The following is a 16,841-nucleotide window of genomic DNA, read 5'->3' as shown; positions in this document are numbered from 1 at the left end:
TAGCACTCTGCCAAGAGCCCTTCATTTTTAATGCGTTTGCAAAATGACTAATTGCTTTGACCTGCTGAAACACTATATGTTGTGTTTGACCTAAAAAAAGAATACAGGATATAGATGCCTCTTTGTCGTATGATAGATGGCGGACAGAGAACGAAGACCTTAACTGCCTCTTTTGAACGTGTCCTTGAGCCGCTTGATCGGCTTCTGGGAATGTCCGCATGGAGGCTTATGGTTTATCGAGAACACAGATTGCGCGACGGCGCCGCAAGACAGGGACAGGCCCTGCCGGGCATCGTTTGGCTCTGAAGCGCAATGAGGCTACGATGCGAAAGAGGCAAGAGGATGAAGATCATCAAGCGCAGCGGCACCGAGGTTGTCTTTGACATCGATAAGATCGTCAATGCCATCCGCGCCGCCAACTTGGAGGTCGAGGAGAGCTCTCGTCTAACCGACCGCCAGGTGGTTTACGCGGCACAAAACGTCGCCGAGGCATGCGAGAACGCGGGCCACACCGTTTCGGTCGAGGAGATCCAGGATTTGGTCGAGGACGAGATCATGCGTCTCGACTGCTACGAGGTTGCTCGCCACTACATCATCTATCGCTATGTTCAGAGCCTGAAGCGCCAGAAGAACACGACCGACGACAAGATTCTGTCGCTGATCGAGTGCAATAACGAAGAGGTCAAGCAGGAGAACTCTAACAAGAACCCGACCGTCAATTCCGTCCAGCGTGACTATATGGCCGGCGAGATTTCCAAGGACCTGACTCAGCGTGTGCTGCTGCCCCAGGAGATCGTGGATGCCCACAATGAGGGCCTGATCCACTTCCACGATTCTGACTACTTTGCCCAGCACATGCATAACTGCGACCTGGTGAACCTGGAGGACATGCTCCAGAACGGCACCGTTATCTCGGGCACGCTGATCGAGAAGCCGCACAGCTTCTCGACTGCCTGCAACATCGCGACGCAGATTATCGCCCAGGTTGCTTCCTCCCAGTACGGCGGCCAGTCTATTTCGCTGACCCATCTTGCCCCGTTTGTTGAGGTGAGCCGTCAAAAGATTCGCGGCGAGGTTGCCCGCGAGCTCGAGGAGCTCGGTGTTTCGGCATCTGCCGAAAAGGTCCGTGAGGTCGTTGAGGACCGTCTGCGCGATGAGATCCGTCGCGGCGTCCAGACGATTCAGTATCAGGTCGTGACCCTTATGACCACCAATGGCCAGGCGCCGTTCGTGACGGTCTTTATGTATCTCAATGAGGCCCGTACGCCCCAGGAGAAGCACGACCTTGCCATGATCGTGGAGGAGACGCTTCGTCAACGCTATGAGGGCGTTAAGAACGAAGCCGGTGTGTGGATTACCCCGGCATTCCCCAAGCTTATCTATGTACTCGAGGACGATAACGTTCACGAGAATTCTCCGTACTTCTACCTGACCCAGCTGGCTGCCAAGTGCACCGCCAAGCGCATGGTGCCCGATTACATCTCCGAGAAGAAGATGCGCGAGCTCAAGCTGTCGAAGGGCGAGACCGCCGGCAACGGCGATTGCTACACCTGCATGGGTTGTCGCAGTTTCCTGACGCCCGACCGCTCGGGCAACGGCTTTAACAATGTTGCCAACGCGCTGAACTATGACCCGACCAAACCTAAGTACTATGGCCGCTTTAACCAGGGTGTTGTGACCATCAACCTGCCCGATGTCGCGCTGAGCTCGCATCAGGACATGGATAAGTTCTGGAAAATCTTCGACGAGCGCCTCGAGCTGTGCCACCGCGCCCTGCTGTGCCGTCATGAGCGCCTGATGGGCACGCTTTCGGATGCCGCGCCGATTCTTTGGCAGTATGGTGCCCTAGCGCGTCTGAAGAAGGGCGAGACGATCGATAAGTTGCTCGTGGGCGGATACTCTACCATCAGCCTTGGCTATGCCGGCCTGTATGAGTGCGTCAAGTACATGACGGGCCACAGCCACACCGAGAAGGAAGGCACGCCGTTTGCCATGGCCGTCATGCAGCGCATGAACGACAAGTGCGCGGAGTGGAAGGCCGAAAGCGATATCGATTTCTCGCTGTACGGTACGCCGTTGGAGTCGACGACCTACAAGTTCGCCAAGTGCCTGCAGCGTCGTTTTGGCATCATCCCGGGCGTGACGGACAAGGGCTACATCACCAACAGCTACCACGTCCACGTGTCCGAGGAGATCGACGCATTCGACAAGCTCAAGTTCGAGGGTATGTTCCAGCAACTTTCGCCGGGCGGTGCCATCTCCTACGTCGAGGTTCCCAACATGCAGGACAACCTCAAGGCTGTCATCCGCGTGATGCAGTACATCTACGACAACATCATGTACGCCGAGCTCAACACCAAGAGCGATTACTGCCAGGTGTGCGGCTACGACGGTGAGATCAAGATTGTCGAGGATGACGGCAAGCTGGTGTGGGAGTGCCCCAATTGCGGCAACCGCGATCAGGAGAAGATGAACGTCGCTCGTCGTACGTGCGGCTACATCGGTACCCAATTCTGGAACCAGGGCCGAACCGAGGAGATCCGCGACCGCGTGCTGCATCTCTAATAACCATCCCAGGCTGCCCCGTAGCGAGGCCCCGGACCTTTACTCGCTATTTCGGACAGTCCTGGCTCACGACGGAGGCGCCACTGGCGCCTCCTGTTCGTGCGGAACTCATATCGAGCAAAGGTCCGGGGCCTCGCTGCGGGACAGCCAAGGTGATGTAGCTGAGATGCGGCATGCGGTCTGCTCGCTCCTCGAAGTTCTTAGCGGAAATGAGTTGAGCTGCAATGACGATCTGCTTGCAATTGCGGCTGAGCTGCAGCTGAGTATTTATTGGACCTCGAACCCTATACTCGATGTTCGCTTCGTTCATTGAGTTACCCTTTGCATGAGGCCGGGACATATCGTCCCGCCCGCAGTTTCGCAGGCCGAAGGCCGAGAATGTTTGAGGACGGGATGATATGTCCCGGCCTCCCGGGAGAGTTACCTATGAACTACGCGAACATTAAGTATTTCGACATTGCTGATGGGGAAGGCGTTCGTACTTCTCTGTTTGTGAGCGGGTGCCGTCGTGGGTGCAAGAACTGCTTTAACTCTGTCGCGTGGGACTTTGCTGCGGGCGAGCTGTTCGATCGTGCCGTCGAGGACAAGATTATCGAGAGCCTCGACCATCCCTTTATTGACGGCCTGACGATTCTGGGCGGCGAGCCTATGGAACCTGAGAATCAGGCGGGGCTCGTTGAGTTTGTCGAGCGTGTTCGTGCCGCTTATCCTGCGGGGTCAGGAAAGACCATTTGGTGTTTTACTGGCGACGTGCTCGAGGAACTTATGCCGGGCGGTCGTCACCATACCGAAGTCACGGACCGTATCCTTGCCTGCCTCGATATGTTGGTGGACGGCCCGTTTGTTCAGGATCTGTACGATATCTCATTGCGTTTTAGGGGCTCGAGTAACCAGCGCGTGATCGATATGAACGCCACGCGCGACCGTGCTGAGCGCGAGGGCGTTGCGCTTTGTGATGCGGTTGAACTTTGGCGTGATGATCCGGTCTATTCGACCCATACTATGTAGCTTGTGGTCGATGCCGAAGGGCGTGGTACCATAGCGCGAACGTGAAATCGGAAAAGTGAGGCCCAGATGGTCGATCAGGAAAAAGTCGAGGCCGCCATTAAGCTGTTGCTTGAGGGCATAGGCGAGGACCCAACTCGTGAGGGCCTGCTGGAGACCCCGGCGCGCGTTGCCCGTATGTATGGCGAGATCGCCGGCGGTATGGAGCAGAGTGCCGAGGAGCACCTGTCCAAAACCTTTGCCGTCGCTTCGAACGATTTGGTTATCGAGCGCGACATCACGTTTTACTCGCTGTGCGAGCATCATCTGCTGCCGTTTTATGGCAAGGCTGCGATCGGCTATATCCCTAACGGTCGCGTGGCGGGTCTGTCTAAGCTCGCTCGCACGGTTGAGGTCTATGCCCGTCGTCTGCAGCTGCAGGAGCAGCTGTGTGCGCAGGTTGCCGACGCCCTCATGGATTATCTCGCTCCCCAGGGAGCGATTGTGCTCATGGAGGCTGAGCATATGTGCATGACCATGCGCGGCGTGCAAAAGCCCGGCACCAAGACCGTGACGCTCGCTCGCCGCGGCGTCTTTGAGACCGATCCCGCGCTCGAGGAGCGGTTCTTTAGGATGCTGGGCCGTTAACATGAGGGTCGTCAACGACTTTACATCGAAGACCGATGAGGGGACGTCGCGTCGCGGCCTTATGGCTTCGGGCCTGGCCCCTTTTGGTGCTATGCCTCGCATTGATTACATTTGTGCCAACGGGCTGTTCCGGCGGCACCTGGGTAACATTGCGCAGTTGGAATCGGGACGCATTTTCTGCCGCCACGGTATTGACCATCTGCTCGATGTCGCTCGCATTATGTGGATCAAGAATCTCGAGGAACAGCTCGAATTTGACCGCGAGGTCATCTACGCCACAGCACTTCTTCACGATATCGGCAAAGATGAACAGTACGAATCGGGTATATCCCATGATGTTGCAAGCGAACGCGTCGCTGATGCGATTCTCGGCGGCATGCCCGATGATGTGGCGTTTGAGCCGGCCGATGCCGCAGCCATTAAGACGGCCATTTTGGGCCATCGAAAGCTGCGCGTGAACAGCCAACCGCTTGAGCGTCTGCTCTATGCAGCCGACAAAGCGTCGCGCGCCTGCTTTGCATGCCCCGCGCGCAATGCTTGCAACTGGAGCGATGATAAAAAGAACCTGTCGATTCGCGTGTAGTTAGTTTGCGCGGTCGGGGTTCTAAACGAAGGAGACGATCGCGATGAGTAACAAGAAGCTGCCCGAGAGTGCAACCAAGACTGAAGGCGCCGAGCTCGCCCGCCGTGGAAGGGGCGAAATATCCACCGCAACGGCGGTGCCCCACGTGAGCTATGACGACTTGCGCCATGCCGACCGTATTGTCATTGACGGCCTAGAGGTTTTTGCCAACCATGGCGTGTATCCCGAGGAGAACGCGCTGGGTCAGAAGTTCATCGTGTCCTTGGTGCTCTATGCCGACCTGCGCGCAGCGGGGGAGCACGATGACTTGGACGCCTCGATTGACTACGGCTCGGTGTGCCACGATGTCGATGGCTATCTGCGCGAGCATACGTTTAAACTCATCGAGGCGGCAGCCGAGGGGACGGCCCAGATGCTGCTGCGCCGTTATCCCTCGCTGCTTGGTGTGCGCATAAAGCTCGATAAGCCGTGGGCTCCTGTTGACCTGCCCCTGGCAAGCTGCGGTGTCGAGATCGAGCGCGTGCGCTAACCGGTTCTAATACGTCTCTACGGGAGGCTGCTTGAGCCGCTGCGACAGAGCTCTATTGTTGGGGCAGTACGTGTCGAGCAGGGCGTGAAACCGCTGATTGTGGCTTGGCTCGAGCAAGTGGACGAGCTCGTGGGCGACAACCATGTCGAGGCATTCGACGGGGTAGGCGGCGAGCTCGCGCCCGATGCGAATGGCGCCGGATTTGGGCGTGCATGAGCCCCAACGCGTTTTCATGCTGCGTACGGAAATGCGGGAAACGGTGACGCCCATTGCGATTTCGTACGCGTGCACGATGTCGCGTAGCGCTGCGGTGACCTCGGATGCATAGAGTTGGTCGATGCGGGTCTGGAGTTCTTTGGGCGTTAGGCCGTCAAGGGCTGTGCGCTGCTTTGCCTGCGTGCGCCCACTTGGCTCATCGGTACCCATAAAACTTGCGAAGGTGGCCTGTTTGGGTCGCGATGCGGGTGATGCAAAGTTGTGATCGAGTGCATCCTGTACCGTAATGGGCTTGCCCCAAAGTGCAATGATGGACGAGGGACTGAGCGGCTCTCGCGCCGTCGCCTGACGCTGCTCACGCTGGGCAAGTCGGCTGATAATCCAGGCGCTGTTGCGCTTCACAAACGCTTCGATACGCTCGCGGCTGGCGCCGAGCGGTGCGCTGGCGTGGACCTCGCCGCTCGATGTGACGCGTAGGTTGAAGTTCTTGACGCGCTTTTTGGTAACGACGACAGGGATGGGCGTCCCATCCGGTCGGGATACGGAAATCGTAAACTGCTGCGTCAAAAGCGGTCCTTCAGATTGGGGACGGGCCGGCATGTCGACCGTTCGGCATGCCGGCCCGCTCAAGGGATGTGAAATTAATAGCGCTCGAAGAAGGCAAGCGCGTTGTCGCTGCAGAGCTTTTGCATCACGGTCTTGCCAAAGTGCTTGGAGAGCATGTTCTGGAACTCGGGCATCATGCTGGCATCGGAGAGGAAAGCGGGCACAGTGGCGCCGTCCCAGTCGCCGCCGAGCGCGATGACGTCCTCGCCGCCCAGGTCGAGCCAGTGCTCGATATGTGCCGCTAGCTGGTCGAAGGTGACGTCTGCGGCGGTCTTGTCGGTTGCGTCGTTGGAAAGGAACTCGCTGCAGTAGTTGAGGCCGACGATACCGCCCATGTCGCGAATGGTGCGGAACTGGTCGTCGGTGAGGTTGCGCTTGACGCCGCAAACCGCACGGGAGTTGGAGTGGCTGGCGACGAAGGGACGCGTGGCGTGGGCGACAACCTCGTCAAAGCACTCATCGTTGAGGTGGGAGACGTCAAGCACCATGCCGGCGTGCTCCATCTGCGTAAGTGCCTCGATGCCGGCGGCGGTGAGGTCGGCGTGGGTATCGTGTCCGCTTGCGAGCGGCCCCTGCGCGTTCCAGCTGAGTGACGACATGAGTACGCCCAAGCTCTTGAGCACCTCGATCAGCGCGGGGTCCTCGGCAAAGAACGTGGCGTTTTCGATGGTGTGGATGCAAGCGACCTTGCCGTCCTTGAGCGCGGGGCGGATGTCTGCGGCGCTGCGCACGTTGACCATACTGTCGTGGTTGAGCATTGCCTGGCCGCTCATATGCGCCATGATCTGCGCCTGGAAGCGCGCGGCGTGGGCGGTGGGAATCTCGTCGGGGACAAACGTGGCGAAGCACTGTGCCCATGGCGTGTTGCCGATCTTTGCGAGCGAGATGGCGCAGGCGTTACCCTCGATGAGGTCGAAATCCTGCGGATGCGTTTCGTCGCCGGGGAAATAACCGTCGGTACCGGCGGTAAAGCGCAGGTCGAGATCGAGTGTGGCCCAGCCGATGCGGTCGGCGGTGTCGCAGTGTAGGTCAAATACGGGATATGCCATGGTTCCTCCGGTTGCAGCGTTTCTTTGCAAACTGTCTTTGAATTGTATGACTAGGGTATAGTTAGCGCCATATGTTCATGGCGGTCCGCGTTGTGCGCCGCCCTTATCACGGAGGTTACCATGTCCAACCAGGGCAAGAAGGTCAAGACCCATTATCGCGGCACGCTCGACGACGGCACGCAGTTCGATAGCTCCTACGATCGCGGCGAGCCGCTGGAGTTCACCTGCGGCGCCGGTCAGATGATCAAGGGCTTCGACGCCGCTGTTGTCGACATGCAGGTGGGCGAGAAGAAGACCGTGCACATTCCTGCTGCCGATGCCTACGGCGAGCACAATCCCGAGATGGTTATTACCTTCCCGGCCGAACAGGTTCCCAACATCGAGCAGATCGAGAAGGGCATGAAGTTTTTCCTGTCCACGCCGAGCGGTATGCCCGTCCCCGCCGTGGTCATCGACGTAACGCCCGAGGCCGTGACGCTCGACGCCAACCACGAGCTGGCCGGCAAGGACCTCAACTTTGATATCGAGCTCGTCGAGGTCGAGGGTTAGAGTATGCCTGAACGCTTGGTTTCGACGACATGCTTGGGAAATCTCAACGATCCGTCCTATGAACTCCTGCTTCGCCGGAAGTTGGGCGGCGTCTTTGAAGTTGACGAGCTGCTGCTCGATTGGGACCAGGCTGATGTATGCGCGCTTGTGGGCGTGACGGAGCTGGGGCGCATGGTCGATGTTCGGCTGGATACTGCCGACGGCGGTCGTCTTGCCGACGGTGACGTGCTCGCTATCGACCATACGGGTGCGGTGCCCGTGGTGGTTGTCGTACGTCTGCGCGGCGCCGAGGTTTATTTGGTCGAAGTTGACCGCATGGACCCGATTGCGCTCGCGCATGCGTGCTGGGAGATCGGCAATATGCATACGCCGCTTTTCCGAGGCGATTCGGACGAGCATACCGTGCGCATGTATACGCCGGTGCAGCCTGTTTTGGGCCGCATGCTCCGGGGCGTCGAGGGCGTTCGGCTCTCGGTGGTTACCCGTGAACTCGATTCGGACCGGCGCTTTGCGTCGAATGCGGCGGATGCCGTTGTGAGTATGGCTCCAGACTTTACGATCGTAAAGAAGGCGCGCGGTTAACGTGCGTATAAGTAAGACGGACTTTGAGAGGCAACTATTCAAAGTCCGTCTTTCTGTTGATGAGATGCTGTGGGGGAAAGCATATGGGTCTTGAAGGAATCAAGCTGATTGCATGCGATTTGGACGGCACGTTGCTGCATCCGGGGGAGCGCGAGCCGCGTTCCGAGGCCTTTGAGCTCATCGATGAGCTGCATCGTCGCGGTATCGTGTTTATGCCGGCGAGCGGCCGTCAATATGCGAGCTTGCGCTATCTGTTTGCCCCGGTGGCCGATGAGCTCGCCTATGTATGCGAAAACGGAGCTCTGGTGATGAGCGAGGGACGCGCCGTTGTCAAGCGTTCCATGGAGCGTAGCCTTGCTATGGATATCGCGAATGCCGTGATTGCATATCCCCATGCCGACGTGACCCTTTCGTGTGAGGGGCACCTCTACACCATGAGCGGCAACGATGCGTTCGTCGATCATTTGCGCTATGAGGTCCACTGCGATGTGGCGGTGGTCGACCGTCCCGAGGACATCGAAGAGGACGTCATTAAGATTGCCTTCCAGACGCCCGAGGTGAATCAGCCGGCGGCGCTGGAGTATTTTGAGCGCCACTTTAGCGATCGAGTCGATGTCATGACATCGGGAACCGAATGGACGGACTTTATCGGCTTTGATTCGGGTAAGGGTTCCGCGCTTGCCGATTACGGTCGTGCCCTGGGTATTTCGCCCGATGAGATGATGGCGTTTGGCGATAACGAGAACGACCGCGACATGCTCAACGTAGTGGGCCATCCTTATCTAATGGAGAGCTGCAATCCCTCTATGCGTGGCATCAACGACCGCGTCCGCTATGTGTACACGGTCGAAGAAGAACTGCGTCGCCTGCTTGCCGAGTAGGCATGTCCCAAACATCTACCGGCAGTCGGGGCAGAGACCCTCGAAGATGGTGTAGTGCGACGTGACGTGCCAGCCGATTTGCTCGGATGCCTTGGCGTCGAGCTGGGCATCGAAGGGGAGTGGTATGTCGATGACGCGGCTGCACGAGGTGCAGATGATATGCGCATGCGGCTCGATCGTGCGATCGAAGCGGCTGCCGCCCGGCGTCTTGATGGAGAGAATCTCGCCGGCGTCGGCCAAGAGATTGAGGTTGCGGTAGACCGTGCCGCGGCTGATTTTGTCATCCTGCGCGCGCACGACGTTGTAGATTTCGTCGGCGGTGGGATGGTTATAGCTTTGGCGCACGGCGTCAAGAACCAGCTTTCGCTGCCTGGTATTCCTTCTTTGCACCGCCATGCGCCTCGCCTCTTTTCTATCAACGGTCGTAGGTAAATGATACCGTATTTAGCACACAATACTAATAACGAGGCGTGAAACCGTCTTCATTGGCAAGTGGGGCTCGGGCCTGGGCGTCTACGAGGCGAAAACGCGTTCCCATACGCTCGTAGGAGGCATGAAGCGCCTCGAGATGAGATAGGATATTTGCCGGAGCCCCCTGTATCTCCATCTCGACTGAGCCGTCTTCCATGTTACGCACCCAGCCGGTGAGCGCGCGTGCCTGCGCGAGGTTGGTGTTGGTAAAGCGAAAGCCAACGCCCTGGACTTGCCCCGCCCAGCGCAGGAAATAGCGCAGGGGAGTGTCTTGAGTGGCCTCGTCGCTTGCGAGCACAGTAAGCCTGCGGCGCAGCTCGAGCTCGACGTTTGATGGTTTTTGAGGCTCTCGACTGCCGCCGGTGACGCTGGAGAAGAACGTATCGAAGAGGCCCATAGCTATGCCTGCTTGCCTGCGTCGGCCGGGAAGGTTATGCCGGCCTGCTGGCGCACGGCATCCATGATGCGCAGTGAGACGAGTGTGACATCGCGGTAGTGGCCAAGCTCGTGGCGTCCCGCCGGGGTCTCCCAAATCTCTTCCTTAACGTTATCGATGCCGCCGATGGCGGTGATAAAGTCTGTGAGTTCGTATTCCATAGTGTTGCTCGATTTGGGCAGGTCGAGCACGCGGCCGTTGTCTCCCTGTTCGCGCGGTGCCTCGGTCGCCGAGCCGCGTACGACGTCGCCGCGATAGTCGATGCGGACGTTGCGGGGCGTGGACAGATGGTCGATCTGGATAGTGCCACGCTCGCCTTCGATCTGCGAGGGCAGCAGGTCATTCGTAATTTTGGAGTGCGCGAGCTCGACGGAGATACGGCCGCCGCCGTAGCTGGCGAGGATGGAACCGCAGCCATCGATGGGGCCGTGCGTGAGCCGTCGCGTGGTGGGATCGAGCAGAGTGGTCATGCTCGTAAGGCCGGAGGGCATGCCAAAGATCTCGACCATGGGCTCGACGGTATAGACGCCAATGTCCATGAGGGAACCCGATGCCATATTGCAGTCGAAGATATTGGTGGCGCGTCCCGCGAGAATCTCGTTGTAGCGCGAGGAATATTTGCCAAAGCGCAATGAGGCGCGGCGGATGGGGGCGATCTCGCCCAGGGCGTCCTCGATGGCGTGGAAGGCGGGATCGTGGAGGGGACGCATGGCCTCGAGGGCCACGACACCTGCTGCCTCGGCAGCGCGGAAGACTTCCAGCGCCTGCGCTTCGGTGGCGCAGAAGGGCTTCTCGACGATGACGTGCTTGCCACCGGCGATGCAGGCAAGGGCCTGCTCGTAGTGAAGTGCGTTGGGGCTGCCGATATAGACGGCGTCGACGTCGGCGGCTGCCGCAAGCTCATCGAGTGAGATAAAGTTTCGCTCGCCATCGCGCTCGGCGGTAAAGGCAGCACCGCGATTGGCATCGCGTGAAAGCGTGCCCACAAACGCGGCTTGGTCGTTGGCGTTGACGACTTGGATAAAGTCGTCGGTGATCATGGATGTGCCGATGGTCGCGATGCGCAGCATACGTCCCCCTTGCGTTGTTTGGTCTACAGGATGAGTGTAGCGCGTGGGGATATAAAGCTGTGCGAAAACGCTATTACAGGTCGCTCTCGTTAAAGCCGGTGTCGATATCGAGGTTGCTGCCGTCGGCCGCCGTGGTGGCGAGCTCATCGCAGCGCTCATTGAGCTCGTGGCCGGCGTGACCCTTAACCCAGATGAACTCAACCTTATGCTTGCTTTTGGCGGTGAGTAGGCGCTCCCACAGGTCGCGGTTCTTGACGGGCTGCTTGTTGGCGGTTTTCCACCCGCGCTTTTTCCAGCCGTCGATCCAGTGCTTCTTAAAGGCGTTGACGACGTACTGCGAATCGGAATGGACTTCGACCTCGCAGGGGCGGTTGAGTGCCTCGAGCGCCACGATAACGGCCATGAGCTCCATGCGGTTGTTGGTGGTCTTGGCGTAGCCGCGCGAGAGCTCGGAGGTAAAGGTCTTGCCGGCGGGGTTGGTGTATTTGAGCACGGCGCCGTAGCCGCCGCGTCCCGGATTTGATCGGGCCGAGCCGTCGGTATAGATGATGACCTTCACGGGTTTCCTTTCTTTGAGTGCATTTCATGTGAGTGACCATTGTAGCGCCATGCCCGCCGGGGGCCAGCAATCTACGATTTCTGCCCCGTCTTCCGACTGTTAGCTGGCATGGATGATGCGGTTGAGCTCGTCGAGGTATTGCTGCAAGAGGAGAGAGGGCTTGCGCTCGTCGTGCATGATGTAGCCAACGTGCATCGTTGGGGCGTCTGCTAACGGGATCGATGCCATGCCCCATTGCATTTCATTGGAGAGGACACCGGTCGACAGGGTGTAACCGTTCGACGTGATAAGTAAGTTGGTAAGTGTTCCGCGGTCCGATATTCGTATGTTGCGGTCGCAAGGGATATAGCTAAAAGGTTCCTCGGCGTAATAGAAGGAGTTTGAGGTTCCCTGCTCAAAGCTGTAGCGCGTATAGGGCGCGAGGTCGGCAAGGGACAGCTGAGGGCGGCGTGCGAGCGGGTGGCGTTCGCTGACGAATACGTGGACCGTCGCGTCGAATAGGGGATGGAAGCTTGCGCGGGCATCGGCGAAGGCCTTCTGCAGAACGCGGGCGTTAAAGTCATCCAGATACAGAATGCCGATATCGCTGCGAAACGCACGGACGTCATCGATGATCTGCGATGTGGTGGTCTCGCGCATGATGAACTCGAACTTGCTGTCGCGGCAGCGCTCGACCACGTTGACAAAGGCCTCGACCGAAAAGGCGTAGTGCTGGGCGGAAATGGCGAGGCGGGCTTGCGGGGTGCCGCCGTTCTCGTAGCGTGCCTCGAGCATGTCGGCCTGCTCTACGACCTGGCGCGCATAGCCCAAAAGCTCGGTGCCGTCGTTGGTGAGCGTGACGCCGCGGCTGGAGCGCGTAAAGATCTCCAGATGGAGTTCCTGTTCCAGGCTTTTGACGGCGTTTGAGATGTTGGACTGAGCGGTATAGAGGCGCTGAGCTGCGGCGTTGATTGAGCCGGACTCTGCCACGGCGATCAGAAAACGAAGCTGCTGAAGGGTCATCGACGCCATCCTTTCGATAGTTATCTATAAAACAGATAACAAGTTAGCGCTTTTTAGTGATTGACCGAGGAAGACAATGCCCGTACTATTCAAAACACACAAAGGCGGTAGGTTATTAAGCCGACTACGGAATCGGGACGCGAAAGGAGGCCCGCATATGAATTGCTTACCAAGACGAATGCCGGGCTCCTGTTTGCGCCCGTCGGCGTGATCAGGAGACAGCGACTTACTTCTCTCTTTTTACTTACTTTCGTTCGATCAAGGAGATCATCATGAGCCAGTTCATCAACAACCCCGAGCACACCTTTGGTTTCGATACCCTGCAGCTGCACGTTGGCCAGGAGAGTGCCGATCCCGCATCCGACTCCCGTGCCGTGCCTATCTACCAGACCACGAGCTATGTGTTCCGCAACTCCCAGCACGCCGCCGACCGCTTTGGTCTTGCCGACGCCGGTAACATCTACGGCCGTCTGACCAACTCCACCCAGGGCGTCTTCGAGGACCGTATCGCCGCGCTCGAGGGCGGCGTGGCAGGTCTTGCCGTCGCCTCCGGCGCTGCTGCCATCACCTATACCCTGCAGGCTCTTGCTCAGGCTGGTGACCACGTGGTGGCTCAGAAGACCATCTACGGTGGCTCCTACAACCTGCTGGAGCATACGCTCTCCCAGTTTGGCGTCGAGACCACGTTTGTCGATGCCCATAACCTGGAAGAGGTTGAGGGTGCCATCAAGGACAGCACCACGGTCATCTATCTCGAGACGCTCGGCAACCCCAACTCTGACATCCCCAACATCGACGCCATCTCCGAGATTGCCAAGAAGCACGGTCTGCCGGTTGTCGTCGACAACACCTTCGGCACCCCGTATCTGTTCCGTCCGCTGGAGCACGGCGCCAACATCGTCGTCCACTCCGCAACCAAGTTCATCGGCGGCCACGGTACCTCGCTGGGCGGTGTGATCGTCGACGGCGGTAACTTCGATTGGAAGGCGAGTGGCAAGTACGCCCAGATCGCTGAGCCCAACCCCTCCTACCATGGTGTTTCGTTTGCCGAGGCTGCCGGTCCCACCGCCTTCGCAACCTATGTCCGCGCTATCCTGCTGCGTGACGAGGGCGCCTGCATCAGCCCGTTCAACGCCTGGGTCCTGCTCCAGGGCACCGAGACTCTGTCGCTGCGCGTCGACCGTCATGTCGAGAACACCAAGAAGGTCGTTGAGTTCCTGGCTGGCGACAGCCACGTCGCCAAGGTGAATCACCCGAGCCTGCCTGAGCACCCCGATCACGAGCTCTATCAGAAGTACTTCCCCCGTGGCGGTGCTTCGATCTTTACCTTTGAGATTAAGGGTGGCCAGGAGGCTGCATGGAAGTTCATCGATCATCTGCAGGTGTTCTCGCTGCTCGCCAACGTGGCCGACGTCAAGTCGCTCGTCGTGCACCCGGCTACCACCACGCACTCCCAGCTCTCTGCCGAGGAGCTCGCCGAGCAGAACATCACGCCCTCCACGATCCGTCTTTCCATCGGTACCGAGAACGCCGAGGATATCATTTGGGATCTGAAGCAGGCCTTTGCCGCGCTGGACGAGTAAGGCGACTTGTGCAAGGACCCCTTGCGACTCGATAGGTATAACTGCATAAAATGCCTGCTCAAGGCGCCTGTGCGAACAATGGTTGCACAGGCGTCGTTTTTGCATAGAGAGGGTGCAAAAACAGGGTTTTTGACACGCTTTATGCAATCGAGATGTGGAAAACTCCTGTTGAGAGGATGTGAGTTTTACGCAATTGACGTGCGCCTTTTGAGTAAAACCGCAGGTCGCGATTTGCTCGGGGTACTATGCAGCGCGATTAAATCACACGCAGCTCAAACGCAGCAAAAACGCACTACGGAGGTTTCCAGCTACATGAGGATCGATTCACGAAAACCGAAAGCCGCCGCCCTTTCCGCCGCTCTGACCGTGGCACTTTTGGCGGGCGCCGGCGCAACTGATGCCCACGCGGCAACACTATCCGATACGGTCGGATCTGCGCCGTCCGAGGCGACGCTGGTGCAGCCCGTCGACTACCGCGGCGACGGTTATGGCTCTATGCAGGAGTGGAACGCCTCGATGGGGGCAAAGCGCGATTCCCTGGAGATGCGCGCTCAGATCATTATGAATATGTATGGCGACTATGCTACCGATGACGAGCGCGCTGTGTTGCAGGGTTGCATCGACGGTGCGGGTAGCCTGTTGACGATGGGGGAAGTCGACGCCAAGTCGACCGAGCTCGACGAGCTTCGCTCCACGCTTGAGGATGCCAAGCGCGAGGCGCTCGAGGCTGCCGCAGCCGAAGCCGAGGCCGCTGAGGCCGTTCAGGCTTCGTATTACAACGCCGGCTCCGGCTCGTCTTATACGTCTGCTGCGTATTACGCGAACGGCTCGGGTCTGACGCGCTCGAGCGGCGTCAATAACTATAACGGCCGCCGCGAGACTTATTACAGCAGCAACGTGTTGTATCACCACCGCACGGGCGAGTGGACGCAGGATTCCGAGGGCTTTTGGCGCGATTCCGATGGTTACTACGTCGTTGCCGCGGGCGATAAGGCCCAAGGCTCTACGTTTACCGGTTCCAAGGGCGAGTGCAAGGTCTATGACTCCGGCTGCGCTGCCGGAACCACCGACTACTACACTGGCTGGTAATCTGCCATAAGCCAATAGGACATGACGGGCGGGCGTCTTTACCGAGCCTTTGGGCAACGTAAGGGCGTTCGTTTTTTGTGCGTGCTTGAGTTAACAGAGCGCTTACCGTGGCAGTACGCCGCGCATATGGGCGCGGGGCACACTAGTTCATGAGAAATAAGGTCTTTCTCTTGGAGGAAGTGGTCTTGTGAACGCTCGAGATATCGCCGTTGCCGCCGTCGCATTGGTGCTTGGTTGCCTTGGTCCTACGGCCGCGCTCATTGCGGGCATGCAGGGGTCATGCGGGGCTGCTCCAATCGTGGTTGGCGCGCTGATTGCGGCCGCGCTGCTGGGAAGTGCGGGTGTAGTCCTTTGTCGCGACGATGAGGGCCAGGCCTCGGAGTCGCAGCTCTAACCGTCGGGACATCGACTACTGGTTATAGATGAAGATGAAAGCCGCCGTAAGGGGAGTGCCCTTGCGGCGGCTTTGCTGTTGAGTCTGTTGACGTGGTGAGTCGGGCGCTACCAGCTTGCCTCGATATCGCGAATACGCTGATAGAGCCATTCGTTCTGCGGTGCCTGGATATCGTGCTTGGTCGCCAGACGGCAGATGGTGCCGGCGAACTCCTCGACTTCGGTTTTGCGCCGCGCGACGCGGTCTTGCGCCATCGAGGGCATGCCGGCGGGATCGATTCCTTCGATGAGGTGCACCATCTGCGTCAGGTCTGCCTCGGTCAGCTCAACGCCCTCGGCGTTGGCGACCGCAAGCGTTTCGCGCATGGCGGAAACAAGGCAGCGACGCTGCTCGGAGCCCGGCTCCGTGGCACTTCCGTACGTGCCGCCGTAGGCCATGCAGGTCTGGTTGATGCCGTCGTTGAGCATGAGTTTGGCCCACATGCGGTGCGCAATGTCGCTCTCGACGGTATGGGCGATGCCGCAGCGCGTGTAGAGCTCGTCGATTGCGGTGATGGTTGCGGGGTCCGTACCGGCCGCCGCGCCAAAGCGGATTTCGCCCGTGTTGGTAAAGGTGAGCTCTCCGTTGAGGAACACGGCGTCCATACCCTGGCAAATACCAAGAACGGTATGCTCCCAGCCAAAGCGCTCGGCAATCTTTTGCTCGCTCGTGATGCCGTTGCACAGCGAGGCGATGAGCGTATTGGGTCCCACGACGCGCTCCATAGTCTTGAGTGCTTGGTCGAGACCGGTGGTCTTGACCGTCAGGATGACCAGATCGGCGGGCGTTGCCTTGCTGGCGCGGACGGACTTGAGCGCACAGGGCTTGCCGTTGACGGTGAGCGCATCGTTTGCGTGACGCTCAAAACGGGCGTCATCCATAACGTATTCGACGGCGTCATTGCCGAGGGCCTTGGCAATCATGCTGCCGTAGAGCAGGCCGACGCCGCCCTTGCCGATAAAGGCGATCTTGTTGATCTGCATGCGAATCATCTCCCCATATAAAA

Annotated in this window: 20 protein-coding genes; 11 read left to right on the top strand and 9 right to left on the bottom strand. The window is 58.8% G+C overall.

Annotated features, from left to right (window positions below; genetic code table 11):
• The first annotated feature begins 342 nt into the window (after positions 1-342).
• The gene (gene nrdD / locus DW925_RS06530) at positions 343-2,565 is read left to right on the top strand and encodes an anaerobic ribonucleoside-triphosphate reductase (protein ID WP_117583876.1); all 2,223 of its coding nucleotides are present in this window, start codon (positions 343-345) and stop codon (positions 2,563-2,565) included.
• Positions 2,566-2,611: 46 nt separating this feature from the next.
• Here the strand turns inward: nrdD and DW925_RS06525 are convergent, their stop codons facing one another.
• A complete protein-coding gene (locus tag DW925_RS06525) occupies positions 2,612-2,875 on the bottom strand; it encodes a hypothetical protein (protein ID WP_117790656.1) in 264 nt (87 codons plus the stop codon).
• A 116-nt stretch (positions 2,876-2,991) separates the two neighbouring features.
• Here DW925_RS06525 and nrdG point away from each other — a divergent pair, with 116 nt between their 5' ends.
• The 4 genes from nrdG (at position 2,992) to folB (ending at position 5,309) form a co-directional block, all read left to right on the top strand.
• Complete coding sequence (gene nrdG / locus DW925_RS06520; protein ID WP_117583878.1) at positions 2,992-3,573, top strand: anaerobic ribonucleoside-triphosphate reductase activating protein; 582 nt, start codon at positions 2,992-2,994, stop codon at positions 3,571-3,573.
• Between the two features lie 66 nt (positions 3,574-3,639).
• The gene (gene folE / locus DW925_RS06515; RefSeq protein WP_117583879.1) at positions 3,640-4,197 is read left to right on the top strand and encodes a GTP cyclohydrolase I FolE; all 558 of its coding nucleotides are present in this window, start codon (positions 3,640-3,642) and stop codon (positions 4,195-4,197) included.
• A 1-nt stretch (position 4,198) separates the two neighbouring features.
• On the top strand, positions 4,199-4,780 hold the full coding sequence (locus tag DW925_RS06510) for an HD domain-containing protein (RefSeq protein WP_199577050.1): 582 nt from the start codon (positions 4,199-4,201) through the stop codon (positions 4,778-4,780).
• Positions 4,781-4,823: 43 nt separating this feature from the next.
• Positions 4,824-5,309: a dihydroneopterin aldolase gene (gene folB, locus DW925_RS06505; RefSeq protein ID WP_117790655.1), complete on the top strand. Its 486-nt coding sequence runs from the start codon at positions 4,824-4,826 to the stop codon at positions 5,307-5,309.
• A 6-nt stretch (positions 5,310-5,315) separates the two neighbouring features.
• Here the strand turns inward: folB and DW925_RS06500 are convergent, their stop codons facing one another.
• Positions 5,316-6,092 carry a M48 family metallopeptidase gene (locus tag DW925_RS06500; protein WP_158551674.1) on the bottom strand — a complete coding sequence of 259 codons (777 nt, stop codon included), beginning with the start codon at positions 6,090-6,092 and terminating at the stop codon, positions 5,316-5,318.
• Positions 6,093-6,166: 74 nt separating this feature from the next.
• Entirely contained in the window at positions 6,167-7,180 is a 1,014-nt protein-coding gene (locus DW925_RS06495) for a dipeptidase (protein ID WP_117583882.1), read from the bottom strand.
• Positions 7,181-7,300: 120 nt separating this feature from the next.
• Here DW925_RS06495 and DW925_RS06490 point away from each other — a divergent pair, with 120 nt between their 5' ends.
• From DW925_RS06490 to DW925_RS06480, 3 genes are all read left to right on the top strand, one after another.
• Complete coding sequence (locus DW925_RS06490; protein ID WP_117790654.1) at positions 7,301-7,729, top strand: peptidylprolyl isomerase; 429 nt, start codon at positions 7,301-7,303, stop codon at positions 7,727-7,729.
• A gap of 3 nt (positions 7,730-7,732) precedes the next feature.
• Positions 7,733-8,311, top strand: coding sequence for an urease accessory protein UreE (locus DW925_RS06485; RefSeq protein WP_117790653.1), 579 nt, complete (start codon positions 7,733-7,735; stop codon positions 8,309-8,311).
• Positions 8,312-8,394: 83 nt separating this feature from the next.
• The gene (locus DW925_RS06480; protein ID WP_158551675.1) at positions 8,395-9,192 is read left to right on the top strand and encodes an HAD-IIB family hydrolase; all 798 of its coding nucleotides are present in this window, start codon (positions 8,395-8,397) and stop codon (positions 9,190-9,192) included.
• A 15-nt stretch (positions 9,193-9,207) separates the two neighbouring features.
• Here the strand turns inward: DW925_RS06480 and DW925_RS06475 are convergent, their stop codons facing one another.
• The 5 genes from DW925_RS06475 to DW925_RS06455 form a co-directional block, all read right to left on the bottom strand.
• Complete coding sequence (locus tag DW925_RS06475; RefSeq protein WP_199408885.1) at positions 9,208-9,588, bottom strand: Fur family transcriptional regulator; 381 nt, start codon at positions 9,586-9,588, stop codon at positions 9,208-9,210.
• A 61-nt stretch (positions 9,589-9,649) separates the two neighbouring features.
• A complete protein-coding gene (locus DW925_RS06470; protein WP_117583885.1) occupies positions 9,650-10,060 on the bottom strand; it encodes an acylphosphatase in 411 nt (136 codons plus the stop codon).
• 2 nt (positions 10,061-10,062) lie between these two features.
• Positions 10,063-11,169, bottom strand: coding sequence for a Gfo/Idh/MocA family protein (locus DW925_RS06465; protein ID WP_117583886.1), 1,107 nt, complete (start codon positions 11,167-11,169; stop codon positions 10,063-10,065).
• A gap of 73 nt (positions 11,170-11,242) precedes the next feature.
• Positions 11,243-11,728, bottom strand: a complete 486-nt coding sequence (rnhA, locus tag DW925_RS06460; protein WP_117583887.1) for a ribonuclease HI — start codon at positions 11,726-11,728, stop codon at positions 11,243-11,245.
• Between the two features lie 99 nt (positions 11,729-11,827).
• A complete protein-coding gene (locus tag DW925_RS06455; RefSeq protein WP_117583888.1) occupies positions 11,828-12,730 on the bottom strand; it encodes a LysR family transcriptional regulator in 903 nt (300 codons plus the stop codon).
• Between the two features lie 272 nt (positions 12,731-13,002).
• Here DW925_RS06455 and DW925_RS06450 point away from each other — a divergent pair, with 272 nt between their 5' ends.
• The 3 genes from DW925_RS06450 to DW925_RS06440 all read left to right on the top strand — a co-directional run bounded on the left by DW925_RS06450 (position 13,003) and on the right by DW925_RS06440 (position 15,796).
• Complete coding sequence (locus DW925_RS06450) at positions 13,003-14,313, top strand: O-acetylhomoserine aminocarboxypropyltransferase/cysteine synthase family protein (RefSeq protein WP_117583889.1); 1,311 nt, start codon at positions 13,003-13,005, stop codon at positions 14,311-14,313.
• 312 nt (positions 14,314-14,625) lie between these two features.
• On the top strand, positions 14,626-15,402 hold the full coding sequence (locus DW925_RS06445) for a hypothetical protein (protein WP_117583890.1): 777 nt from the start codon (positions 14,626-14,628) through the stop codon (positions 15,400-15,402).
• A gap of 187 nt (positions 15,403-15,589) precedes the next feature.
• Complete coding sequence (locus tag DW925_RS06440) at positions 15,590-15,796, top strand: hypothetical protein (RefSeq protein ID WP_117583891.1); 207 nt, start codon at positions 15,590-15,592, stop codon at positions 15,794-15,796.
• Between the two features lie 107 nt (positions 15,797-15,903).
• Here the strand turns inward: DW925_RS06440 and DW925_RS06435 are convergent, their stop codons facing one another.
• Positions 15,904-16,818 carry a ketopantoate reductase family protein gene (locus DW925_RS06435; RefSeq protein WP_233540249.1) on the bottom strand — a complete coding sequence of 305 codons (915 nt, stop codon included), beginning with the start codon at positions 16,816-16,818 and terminating at the stop codon, positions 15,904-15,906.
• Positions 16,819-16,841 lie beyond the last annotated feature (23 nt).

The organism is Collinsella sp. AM43-1 (genome assembly GCF_003467925.1).
Classification (GTDB): domain Bacteria; phylum Actinomycetota; class Coriobacteriia; order Coriobacteriales; family Coriobacteriaceae; genus Collinsella.
This window is presented reverse-complemented; position numbering and strand designations above follow the sequence as displayed.

Bases quoted from the DNA above. Each gene is read 5' to 3' on its own strand.
- nrdD (WP_117583876.1), top strand. From the start codon at position 343: ATGAAGATCATCAAGCGCAGCGGCACCGAGGTTGTCTTTGACATCGAT.
- DW925_RS06525 (WP_117790656.1), bottom strand. From the start codon at position 2,875: ATGAACGAAGCGAACATCGAGTATAGGGTTCGAGGTCCAATAAATACT.
- nrdG (WP_117583878.1), top strand. From the start codon at position 2,992: ATGAACTACGCGAACATTAAGTATTTCGACATTGCTGATGGGGAAGGC.
- folE (WP_117583879.1), top strand. From the start codon at position 3,640: ATGGTCGATCAGGAAAAAGTCGAGGCCGCCATTAAGCTGTTGCTTGAG.
- DW925_RS06510 (WP_199577050.1), top strand. From the start codon at position 4,199: ATGAGGGTCGTCAACGACTTTACATCGAAGACCGATGAGGGGACGTCG.
- folB (WP_117790655.1), top strand. From the start codon at position 4,824: ATGAGTAACAAGAAGCTGCCCGAGAGTGCAACCAAGACTGAAGGCGCC.
- DW925_RS06495 (WP_117583882.1), bottom strand. From the start codon at position 7,180: ATGGCATATCCCGTATTTGACCTACACTGCGACACCGCCGACCGCATC.
- DW925_RS06490 (WP_117790654.1), top strand. From the start codon at position 7,301: ATGTCCAACCAGGGCAAGAAGGTCAAGACCCATTATCGCGGCACGCTC.
- DW925_RS06485 (WP_117790653.1), top strand. From the start codon at position 7,733: ATGCCTGAACGCTTGGTTTCGACGACATGCTTGGGAAATCTCAACGAT.
- DW925_RS06480 (WP_158551675.1), top strand. From the start codon at position 8,395: ATGGGTCTTGAAGGAATCAAGCTGATTGCATGCGATTTGGACGGCACG.
- DW925_RS06475 (WP_199408885.1), bottom strand. From the start codon at position 9,588: ATGGCGGTGCAAAGAAGGAATACCAGGCAGCGAAAGCTGGTTCTTGAC.
- DW925_RS06470 (WP_117583885.1), bottom strand. From the start codon at position 10,060: ATGGGCCTCTTCGATACGTTCTTCTCCAGCGTCACCGGCGGCAGTCGA.
- DW925_RS06465 (WP_117583886.1), bottom strand. From the start codon at position 11,169: ATGCTGCGCATCGCGACCATCGGCACATCCATGATCACCGACGACTTT.
- DW925_RS06455 (WP_117583888.1), bottom strand. From the start codon at position 12,730: ATGACCCTTCAGCAGCTTCGTTTTCTGATCGCCGTGGCAGAGTCCGGC.
- DW925_RS06450 (WP_117583889.1), top strand. From the start codon at position 13,003: ATGAGCCAGTTCATCAACAACCCCGAGCACACCTTTGGTTTCGATACC.
- DW925_RS06445 (WP_117583890.1), top strand. From the start codon at position 14,626: ATGAGGATCGATTCACGAAAACCGAAAGCCGCCGCCCTTTCCGCCGCT.
- DW925_RS06435 (WP_233540249.1), bottom strand. From the start codon at position 16,818: ATGCAGATCAACAAGATCGCCTTTATCGGCAAGGGCGGCGTCGGCCTG.